Raw genomic sequence first — 6,274 nt, 5'->3', positions numbered from 1 at the left:
CCCGCGCGCGCCGCGGCGAAGGCGGCGCCCGGGGTCAGGTCGAAGAGCAGCGTCCCGTCGACGAGCAGCGCGGTCGCCGCGCGCGCCCCCGCGTCGAGGGCGCGGGCGCAGCGGGCACAGGGGCAGTCGGTCCTGGGCAGTCCGGCGGGGGCGCCGGTGCCGAGCAGAGTCACATCCACGGTGCTGATTTTCGCCTGCCCTTCCCCGGGGCGCCCGTCCGGCTACGCTTCGGGGAGGACCCGGATCATGGAGGCTTTCAATGGCGGCATGGACGTGGCGGTTCGAGAACGGTGACGGGGCTCAGACCCAGCCCGCCGTACAGCCCGAGGAGTTCACGACGCAGGGGGACGCCGAGTCGTGGCTGGGGGAGCAGTGGCGCGCCCTGCTCGCCGGCGGTACCGACCGGGTCCACCTCCTGGAGGAGGACAAGATCGTCTACGGCCCTCTGAGCCTGAGCGAGGCCGCCGCGACGGACGTCTCCGAGCCCGCCCTGACGGCGGACGAGGAGACGGCGGTCCCTGGGGACCCGCAGCCGGTCGAACCGGGGCAGGGCCTCGGCATCGGCGGCCTCGGCTGAGCGCCTGAGCGCTTGCGCGTCCGAGCGTCTGAGCGCTTGCGCGTCCGAGGGGGCGGCAGCGGTGCGGGGCCGGGGCCGCCCCTTCCCGTACGGCCCGCCCCGCTCCCTCCGCCCCCGCTCCCTCGCCCCCCTACATCTCGCCCAGCGTCACCCGCGCCGTCTTCTCGTCCCCGTTCCGCGTGTACGTCAACTCGACCCGGTCGCCGGGGCGTTCGGCGGTCAGCAGGGAGGTCAGCGACTCGATCGTGGTGAGGTTCTGGTCGCCGAGACGGGTGAGGATGTCGCCCGCGCGCAGGCCCGCCTTGTCGGCCGGGCCGTTGTCGCGGACGCTGACGAGCGCGACGCCCGCCGGCTGGAGCTCGCGGTCGAGGACGGTGCGGCCCGTGATGCCGAGCGCCGCCCGGCCCGAGTTCGTGACCTTGCCGTTCTTCACGATCTGCCCCGCGATCGAGCGGACCGTCGCCGCCGGGATCGCGAAGCCGATGCCCGCGGCGGCGCTGTCGCCGAGGCCGGGGTCCGTCGCCGCGAGCGTCGGGATGCCGATGACCTTCCCGTCGAGGTCCACGAGCGCGCCGCCGCTGTTGCCCGGGTTGATCGCCGCCGAGGTCTGCACCATGTTCGCGATCGTCGCGCCCGTACCGCCGCCCGAGCGCCCCTCCGTCACCGTGCGGCCGGTCGCCGAGACGATGCCCTGCGTCACGGAGGAGGAGAGGCCGAGCGGGGAGCCCATCGCGAGGACGATCTGCCCGACGCGCGCCTTCGCCGAGTCGCCGAAGGAGGCCGGCTTGAGGCCCTTGGGCGGATTGCTCAGCTTGATCACGGCGAGGTCCTGCTGCGGGTAGCTGCTCACGAGGTCGGCGCTCAGCTCCTGCTCGCCCGTCGCCGTCGTGACCTCGAAGGACCGCTCCTCCCCGACGACATGCGCGTTCGTGACGACATGGCCCTTGTCGTCGTAGACGATCCCCGAGCCCAGCGAGTCACCCGCGGTGATCTGCACGACCGAGGGCAGGACGTCCTTGATGACCTTCTCGTAGTCGCTCTGGAGCTCGCTCGACGCGCGCGGCAGTCCGGCCCGCTGGGCTCCCGCGGTCTTCTCGCGGGGTGACTGCGCCTGGGCCGAGCAGCCGGTGAGCAGGGCGGTGGCGCAGAGGGCGGCGAGCAGGACGCGGGGCCGGGCGACGAGGGAGTTCATGGCCCGGATTATGCGGACACGCGCGGTCTCGTACGGGCGGCGCGCGGTCGCTCAGCCCCGTACCCCGCACAGATGCAGCAGCGCGGCGACGCGGCGGTAGGGGTCGGTGCGGCCCGCCCGGTCCTCGGCGTCGAGGATGCGGTCGAACTCCTCGGCGCGGGGCGGGGCGGCGTGCGCCGGATGGCGGTCCGTGAAGACGCGGACGCCGTACCAGGCGGCGAGCGGCGCGCCGATCCCGCCGAGGGTCTGGGTGAGGCGGCCGAGCCGGTCGGCGCGCACGGCACGGCCCCTGCCGTCGAGCGTGAGCGGCGAGTCGAAGGCGGCGAGCGCCGTGTCCCAGTCGCCTTCGAGCCCGGGGCGCAGGGCGAGGGCGTCCGCGTTGCGCACGAGCAGCGAGAGCAGTCCGCCCGGCGCGAGGACCCGCGCGAGGCCGGCGAGGACCGCGTCGGGCTCCTCGATGTGCGGGAGGACCCCGTGGCACAGGACGACGTCGAAGCTGCCGGGGGTGAAGTGTGCTCCGGTCCTGGTGCTCTCGGCCTCCAGGAGCCGTACCCGTTCCCGTACCTGTGGCGCCTCGGCGGCGAGGACCGCGCGGACCGTCGCCAGCATCTCGGGGTCGGACTCCATGCCCGTGACCTCGTGCCCGGCGCGCGCGAGCCGCAGCGCCTGGGTGCCCTGCCCCGTACCGACGTCGAGGACCCGCAGCCGGCGCCCGGCCGGGAAGGCGGCGGCGAGGCGCTCGTCGAGCTGGCGCGCGACGAGGACCTGGCGCACCGCGCCCCGCACGCCGCCGAGCGTGCGCAGCCACAGCTCGGTGGGGGAGGGCTCCCGCGAGGCGCCGCGCTGCCCGGGGACGCCGCCCACCTGGGGGAGGGTCGGCCCGGCGCCGGGGAAGCCAGTACGCCCCTGCCCGGGGAAACCGTCGAAATCGTCGAAACCGTCGAAGTGTTCGGAGTATCCGGAAGGGGCTGTACTCAGGGCCTCTCCCCGCGCTTTACCTGGGGCTTGGGCAGCCGCAGCCGCCGCATCTGGAGGGTGCGCATGAGCGCGTAGGCGACCGCGCCCTTGTGGCGGTCCTCGGGGAACCGCGTGTTCAGCTCCTTGCGCAGGCCGAGGGCCAGGCGCAGCGAGTCCGCCACGATCAGGACGATCAGCAGCAGCCAGCACAGCAGCGCGACGCTCTGGAGCGCGCCGACGCGGACCATGCTGAAGACGAGGATCACGACGGCGGCGGGCAGGAACCACTCGGCGACGACGCGGCGCGAGTCCACGTAGTCGCGCGCGAACTTGCGCACCCGGCCCTTGTCACGGGCGGGCAGGAAGCGCTCGTCGCCGCTGTCCATCGCCTCCCGCTGCTTCTGGAGCGCGACCCGCCGCGTCTCGCGCTGCCGCTTGGCGGCGTCCTTGCGCGACAACGGCGTATTGGTCACGCTGCGGCGCGGGCCCTGGGCCTCGCTCCGCTTCGGCGTGGGGCGGCCCTTGGGCGCCTGCGGGTCTCTGGGCTGCTTGGAGTCGGTCACCGGCGCGGAGGCGGGTGCCTTCTCATCCTTCGTACGGCTACGGAACACAAAACCCAAGGGTAAGGGGTAGCGGCGCATGGGCGGGGGCCGCACGGGGAACGATCCCGCAACGCCGGGCGTCCGCATAAGCGGGCACAGCGGGGATTTACCGGGGAATTCCGGCCACCGGGAGCGGGCTGCGGAGGCGGAGGGGAACCGGGCGAGAAAGCGGACGGGAGCCGGGCGGCTACTCCTCACGCCTGAGGAGCACGGGACGCCAGTCGTTCTTGGGGAGGAGCGGAAAGCCGCTCGGACAGTGCGGTAATAGACCCAGGGCCCGTACTGTGGGTCTTGTTGGAAGTGCAGAGAGCCGAAAGCCGTCAGAAGGGGGCGCGCGAAGCCCATGAGCGGTGTGATGAAGCGTATGGGGATGATCTTCCGCGCGAAGGCTAACAAGGCCCTCGACAAGGCGGAGGACCCCGGCGAGACCCTCGACTATTCGTACACGAAGCAGCTGGAGCTGCTCCAGAAGGTGCGCAGGGGCGTCGCGGACGTCGCGACCTCGCGCAAGCGCCTCGAACTCCAGCTCAACGGGCTCCGCAAGGACTCCGCCAAACTGGAGGAGCAGGGCCGCAAGGCGCTCTCGCTGGGCCGCGAGGACCTCGCCCGCGAGGCGCTCTCGCGCCGGGCCGCGCTCCAGCAGCAGGTCAGCGACCTGGAGACGCAGCACGAGACGCTCCAGGGCGAGGAGGAGAAGCTCACGCTCGCCGCGCAGCGCCTCCAGGCCAAGGTGGACGCCTTCCGCACCAAGAAGGAGACCATCAAGGCCACCTACACCGCGGCGCAGGCGCAGACCCGCATCGGTGAGGCCTTCTCCGGCATCTCCGAGGAGATGGGCGACGTCGGCCTCGCCATCCAGCGCGCCGAGGACAAGACCGCGCAGCTCCAGGCCCGCGCGGGCGCCCTCGACGAACTGCTCGCCTCGGGCGCGCTCGACGACCCCTCGGGGCTCGCCAAGGACGACCTCCAGGCCGAGCTGGACCGCCTCTCCGGCGGCAGCGACGTCGAGCTGGAGCTCCAGCGGATGAAGGCCGAGCTGGCCGGCGGCAGCTCCGGGCAGCAGGCGATCGAGCCCGGCACCGGCACCGGCTCCGGTGAGCAGCAGGGGCAGCAGACCCGGCAGGACCCGCGCTTCGACAAGCAGTGAGCTTCCGCCCGGGGGAGCGCCGAGCGGGCGCCCCCCACGAGCCGCCCGAGGAGAGGTCATGATCGTCCGGATCATGGGGGAGGGCCAGTTCGCACTGGCCGAGAGCCACCTCGCCGAGCTGAACACGCTCGACGAGGAGCTGCTCGCCGAGATGGAGAACGGCGACGGCCCCGGTTTCCGCAAGACCCTGCACGCCCTGCTGGACAAGGTGCGCTCGCTCGGCAGCCCGCTGCCCGACGACGCCCTGGAACCCTCCGAGCTGATCCTCCCGTCCCCCGACGCGAGCCTCGACGAGGTACGGGACCTGCTCAGCGGCGACGAGGGCCTCATCCCCGGCTGAGACCGGGCCGGAACCCTCCTCGGGGCGCCTCCCGCCGACACGGACGGAGGCGCCCCGAGGCGTACGTGTACCGGGGCACGCGGGTGCCGGGGGCGGACCACTCCCGGGACCGTACGGGCCGGTCGGTACGGGCTGGTCGGTACGTCCCGCCGGGCCGCTCGGCACGTGCCCGCCGAACGGGTCCGGTCGCCCGTCCGGCCGTACGACGGGGGACCGGGGACGGCCCGCCCGGCCGTACGACGGGGCTACGGCCCCGAGCCCCGCCCGCACACCCGCACCGCCCGACCGCCAGCCCCCGGGGGAGCCAGCAAAGGACCGCCATGGCCGACCACCTTCCCCCGTCCCTGCACGGCGTCCGCCGCTGGGCGCAGGCGCACCCGACGGGGCCGGACGCGCTGCTCGCCCTCTTCGTGCTCTGCGGGATGATCGTCGGCAGCTTCGGCAACCCGCACCAGCCCGAGGGGCCGCGCTGGGCCGAGCAGCCGCCCGAGACGCTCAGCGTCGTCCTCATGAGCCTCGCGGCCCTTTCTCTCGTCCTGCGCCGCAGGTACCCGGCCGGTGTGCTCCTCGCCGCCGCGCTGTGCACGGCCGTCGAACTGGCCACCGGGGACCCGCGCGCGCCCGTCGTCGTGGCCTGCGGCATCGCGCTCTACACCTTCGCCGTGCACACCGACCGGCCCACCGCCTGGCGCATCGGGCTGCTCACGAGCGCCGTGCTCGTCGGCATCGCGATGCTCACCGGGCCGCTGCCCTGGTACGCCCAGGAGAACTTCGGGCTGCTCGCCTGGACCGGGATGGCCGTCGCCGTGGGCGACGCGGTGCGCAGCCGCCGCGCCTTCATCACCGCGATGCGCGAGCGCGCCGACCGCGCCGAGCGCACCCGCGAGGAGGAGGCCAGACGCCGCGTCGCCGAGGAACGCCTGCGCATCGCGCGCGACCTCCACGACGTCGTCGCCCACCACATCGCCCTCGTCAACGTGCAGGCCGGGGTGGCCGCGCACGTCATGGACCGCCGCCCCGACCAGGCGAAGGAGGCCCTCGCCCACGTGCGCCGCGCCTCGCGCTCCGCGCTGGACGAACTGCGCGCCACGGTCGGCCTGCTCCGCCAGTCCGGGGACCCCACCGCGCCCACCGAGCCGACCGCCGGGCTCGAACGCCTCGACGACCTCCTCGGCACCTTCCGCGACGCCGGGCTCCCCGTCCGCCTCGTCACCCCCGAACCCCTCGCCGGCGGCCCCCTCCCCGCCGCCGTCGACCTCGCCGCCTACCGCGTCGTGCAGGAGGCGCTGACCAACGTGCAGAAGCACGCGGGCACCGGGGCGCAGGCCGAGATCAGCGTCGTACGGGTCGGGAGCCAGGTCGAGGTGACGGTCCTCGACGACGGGCGCGGCGCCGAGGCGGAGGGCCCCGCCGACGACGGCGGGCACGGGCTGCTCGGGATGCGCGAGCGCGCCGCCGC

Annotated in this window: 7 protein-coding genes and 1 pseudogene; 4 read left to right on the top strand and 4 right to left on the bottom strand. The window is 74.2% G+C overall.

The window, feature by feature from the left end; genetic code table 11:
* Nucleotides 1–179, bottom strand: a pseudogene (locus G3I42_RS37710) (adenosylcobinamide kinase/adenosylcobinamide phosphate guanyltransferase); the annotation flags it as partial.
* Between the two features lie 80 nt (nt 180–259).
* Between G3I42_RS37710 and G3I42_RS20185 the strand changes: the two are divergent.
* Entirely contained in the window at nt 260–577 is a 318-nt protein-coding gene (locus tag G3I42_RS20185) for a hypothetical protein (RefSeq protein ID WP_164287886.1), read from the top strand.
* A 130-nt stretch (nt 578–707) separates the two neighbouring features.
* Here the strand turns inward: G3I42_RS20185 and G3I42_RS20180 are convergent, their stop codons facing one another.
* The 3 genes from G3I42_RS20180 to G3I42_RS20170 all read right to left on the bottom strand — a co-directional run bounded on the left by G3I42_RS20180 (nt 708) and on the right by G3I42_RS20170 (nt 3,367).
* Nucleotides 708–1,769: a trypsin-like peptidase domain-containing protein gene (locus G3I42_RS20180; protein ID WP_164287884.1), complete on the bottom strand. Its 1,062-nt coding sequence runs from the start codon at nt 1,767–1,769 to the stop codon at nt 708–710.
* A 51-nt stretch (nt 1,770–1,820) separates the two neighbouring features.
* Entirely contained in the window at nt 1,821–2,633 is an 813-nt protein-coding gene (locus G3I42_RS20175) for a methyltransferase domain-containing protein (RefSeq protein WP_164287882.1), read from the bottom strand.
* A gap of 110 nt (nt 2,634–2,743) precedes the next feature.
* Nucleotides 2,744–3,367 (bottom strand): DUF3043 domain-containing protein, encoded by a 624-nt coding sequence (locus G3I42_RS20170; protein WP_203607060.1) that lies wholly within the window; start codon nt 3,365–3,367, stop codon nt 2,744–2,746.
* 304 nt (nt 3,368–3,671) lie between these two features.
* On the opposite strand from G3I42_RS20170, the gene G3I42_RS20165 reads away from it, so the two are divergent.
* The 3 genes from G3I42_RS20165 to G3I42_RS20155 all read left to right on the top strand — a co-directional run.
* Nucleotides 3,672–4,475 (top strand): PspA/IM30 family protein, encoded by an 804-nt coding sequence (locus tag G3I42_RS20165; protein ID WP_164287880.1) that lies wholly within the window; start codon nt 3,672–3,674, stop codon nt 4,473–4,475.
* Between the two features lie 58 nt (nt 4,476–4,533).
* Nucleotides 4,534–4,815 (top strand): hypothetical protein, encoded by a 282-nt coding sequence (locus G3I42_RS20160; protein ID WP_007828100.1) that lies wholly within the window; start codon nt 4,534–4,536, stop codon nt 4,813–4,815.
* Between the two features lie 320 nt (nt 4,816–5,135).
* A partial coding sequence (locus tag G3I42_RS20155; RefSeq protein WP_164287878.1) for a histidine kinase occupies nt 5,136–6,274 on the top strand: 1,139 nt, incomplete at its 3' end.

Source organism: Streptomyces sp. SID11385, from assembly GCF_010548245.1.
GTDB lineage: Bacteria > Actinomycetota > Actinomycetes > Streptomycetales > Streptomycetaceae > Streptomyces.
The sequence above is the reverse complement of the archived record's forward strand: the minus strand, read 5'-3'. Positions and strand labels throughout refer to the sequence as shown.